The organism is Neisseria sp. HMSC056A03, from assembly GCF_001815685.1.
GTDB classification, from domain to species: domain Bacteria; phylum Pseudomonadota; class Gammaproteobacteria; order Burkholderiales; family Neisseriaceae; genus Neisseria; species Neisseria subflava.
This window is the reverse complement of record NZ_KV821619.1, coordinates 1-3,836: the sequence shown is the minus strand read 5'-3', so window position 1 is coordinate 3,836 and position 3,836 is coordinate 1. Positions and strand designations below refer to the sequence as shown.

The window sequence follows — 3,836 nt, the reverse complement described above, 5'->3', positions numbered from 1 at the left end:
ACTGTAAACAACGCTACTAGTTTCTACATACCGATGCCGGTGATGTTGTGTCTGTCGGTTCTCAAGGTTACGAACGTCAAATTATCAACGTAGCTCCTGGCGATATTTCTGCTACTTCTACTGATGCGATCAACGGCTCACAGCTTTATGGTGTATTGAGTGCGCTCGAACGCATTCGTTATTTCTCTGTTAAGTCAACTGATGGCAGTACTGACGGCACCAAAAACTGGAATAACGATGGTGCGAAAGGTGCAAACTCAATTGCCATTGGCCCATCTGCATCTACAACAAGCGCAGCCACAAATGGTGTCGCTATCGGTAATCAGGCAAATGTTACAGGCGTCAATGCTGTTGCTTTGAGTAACGGTACTACTGCTTCTGTTCAAGACTCTGTCGCTTTGGGCAATGGTGCTGTCGGCGCGGCCAATAATTTTGATGCAACAGCTAAAAATGCCTCATTCAAAAACGATAGCGGCGCTGCGACCAATGTCAGCTATGCTGCTTCTTCATCTTCTAAAACAGGCGCGGTTTCTGTAGGCAGCGCAGGCAATGAGCGCCAAATCCAGAATGTTGCCGCAGGCCGTATTTCCGCCACTTCGACCGATGCAGTTAATGGTAGCCAACTGTACACAGTCATGAATAATGTTGGACATAATATCCAACAAAACGGTACAGACAAATCCCGCATCAATAACAACGGTACGGTCAACTACGCTAATGGCAACTTGACGACCGTTGCAGTTACCGATGGCGAGAATGCATCAAAAGTTCAAATCAACGTCACTCAAGGCACATTGTCTGTCGATAATAATGGTACAGTGTCCGCACCGACTGCCGGTGTAGCGACTGCCGGCGATGTAGCCAATGCCATCAATAATGCCAAAACCACAACCAAGGTAGCGGCAGGCAGCAACACGCATGTCAATAAAACAACTTCAGGCAAAGAAACCACTTATACCGTCAGCGCAGATAAAGCAACGGTACAAGTTTCCAATGCTTTGAATCTGACCTCTAATACTACAACTGCAGCCGATGGTGCAGTCACAACTAATTACAGTATCGATCTCGCTCAAAGCACCAAAGCCGACATCCAAAAAGGCGTGGACGCCAAAACCGCCGTTGACAGCAAAGGCCTGACCTTCAACGGCGACAGCGGCAGCACCAATGTCGAAAAACTGGGCTCCACCGTGACCGTTGCCGGCGACGACAACATCACCACCGCAGCCCAGGACGATACAGTGACCGTCAAGCTGAAAAAAGACCTGGTAATAGACAGCGTCAAAGCCGGCGACACCACCGTGAACAACGACGGAGTGAAAGTAGGCGACGATGTCGCATTGACCCAGGACGGCGTTAAAGCGGGCGATGTCAAACTGACCAAAGACGGTTTGAACAACGCCGGCAACAAAGTGACCAACGTAGCCGCCGGTACCGACGATACCGACGTCGTCAACTACGGTCAGCTGAAAGAGACCTGGGTGCGAATATACGCTAAGCAACAAGATAGCAGGCTGTATATCAACTCTCCCAATGATTTTGGTGCGGCATATTGTACGCAAAAACCAGATGCATGCTGTTTTTAAAAGAATTTCATGAATCAGGCCGCCCCCTCTTTAGAGAGTAAACCTGAATGGCTATAGAAACTTGGGAGTCCAAGACATGGGATACCTGCCTTTTCTCCTGCAGGTTGCTTTATTCTGGTGGACTCCCTCTACTGTTGCAAAAAAGCGATACATTTCTCCGTACATCAACAGGGGGGGGCTGGAATATTTTCAAAATAAAGATAAAATGACAAAATTTTACCCCCTGCTTACCTCGTAAAATGAAATTCTTGTACTCACGAGCCGAATGGTTCGTGCAGGTAAGTGGGTAGGTTGCAATTTCGATCACTCTATACAACTAAATAATGGAGCATAACAATGAATAAAGCCTATCGCGTTATTTGGAATGCGTGCACCAACACTTGGACTGCTGTTCCGGAAAATGCCAAGGCCAAGGGAAAATCTTCTTCCGGACGGGTTTCTGCCGAGCCTGCCACATTGGGCAGCTTGGGGTTGAAATCCTCCCGTTTCGTTTGCACCGCATTGGTTTCCGCGCTGATGATGACCGCAGGTTATGCCAATGCCGGACCTGGTATTTTTATCAATGATGGTACTGATGACGGATGTATCGTTACCAGTGATGAATCGATAAGAAGAAACGCGCTGTTCTTTCTGGTTAATAACAACTTGGAATGGGCGGCCGGGCAGGCCAGCGGCGGCAATATGCCGAGTGTAAATGCTTTTCGGGATAAATGTAGATCCGGAGATGCGGCCAGTCAAACCAACCGTGCCCTGTTCTATGGTGATGCGGGCGGTGCGGGCAGCAAACACCTTTCGCTCGGTGGCCGTTTGGATGTAAATAGCGGCATTATCGGCTTGGGTGACCGTGCCGCAGGCAATAACAGTATCCGCATTGGTAGCGGCAATACTTTGCAGGCTGCCAATAGTCAATCGAATTCCGTTGCTATCGGTAATGACGTGGAAACCAAAGCTGCCCTGGCTGTTGGCATCGGCTCGGCCGCCAAGGCCAATGGAGTGCAGTCTGTAGCTGTCGGCAACAGCGTGGAGTCTTCCGGATATTATTCCGTAGCCATCGGTACTTCCGCTCGTGCGAATGCGGCACAAACTGTGGCTTTGGGTAACAATGCCAACGCCGCAGGCGAGGATGCGCTGGCTATTGGTCGTAGTGCCAACGCGCAGGCGAAAGACTCCATCGCATTCGGTCGTAGCTCTCAGGCAGCTGCCAAGGGTGTTGCCATTGGTTCGGATGCCAGCGCTGCCGTGGCCAATTCTGTTGCCTTAGGTTCAGGTACGACTGCCGTTGCTGCTACCAACCAGTCTGGAACGAAAAATGTAAACGGACTGAACTATACATATGTCGGCGATTCCGCCAATAGTTCTGTGACCGTTGGCAACCGTCAAATCAAACAGGTAGGGGCGGGCGAAGTTTCGGCTGCTTCCACCGATGCGATTAACGGTAGCCAGCTTTACGCCACCCAAAATGTAATCGGCAATATCGGTAAAGGTGTGGCTACTAATTTGGGCGGCGGCGCGGCCTTGAAACCAGATGGTACGTTTACCGCTCCCACCTACAACCTGACTGATGCCAACGGTAATGCGGTTAGCAAAAATAATGTCGGCGACGCGCTGAACGTATTGGACAGCCGTTTGAATACTGTGGGCGGCGGTTTTCAGGTGGCCGCTGCTACTGGTACGACGCAAACTGTGAAACCGGGCAATACGCTCAAATTTATTGACGGTACAAATACCACTACCGAAGTATCGACCGATGGCGCGGGTGTGACCACCGTTAAAATCAACGCCACAGGCGGCGGTGCAGCCGTTCCCCTGACCAGCAACGCTGCAACCGGCCAAGTCAACGCACCCACTGCTGCGGATGCGAATAAAGCTGCCACTGCAGGTAGCGTGGCCACTGCCATCAATACTGCCGTGAGCAAGAGTGGCTTTAATGTGCAGGGTGGTTCGGTTGCTGGCGGCTCCGTTACTGGTGCAGCTACAACCAAAGTAAATAATGGCAGTACCGTTAAATTGCAGGCGGGTAAAAACATCGCTCTATCACAGAGTGGTGCGGATTTTACTTTTGCCACTGCCGAGAATTTGAGCGTAACCAGCGTGACTGCCACTGATGCGGCTGGCAATAAAACTGTTACCAATGGCAGCGGTGTCACTATAACTCCGGCAGCCGCAGGCAGTTCCCCCGTAAGACTAACCACCAGTGGCCTGGATAACGGCGGCAACAAGATCACCAACCTGACCAGCGGCAACGTTGCGGCA

Annotated in this window: 2 protein-coding genes; both read left to right on the top strand. The window is 50.8% G+C overall.

Features of this window, described 5'->3' with window-relative positions; translation table 11 throughout:
- Positions 1–47 precede the first annotated feature (47 nt).
- A complete protein-coding gene (locus HMPREF3052_RS04115; protein WP_070748710.1) occupies positions 48–1,583 on the top strand; it encodes a hypothetical protein in 1,536 nt (511 codons plus the stop codon).
- Between the two features lie 336 nt (positions 1,584–1,919).
- On the top strand, positions 1,920–3,836 hold a 1,917-nt coding region (locus tag HMPREF3052_RS04110), incomplete at its 3' end, for an ESPR-type extended signal peptide-containing protein (protein WP_283126952.1).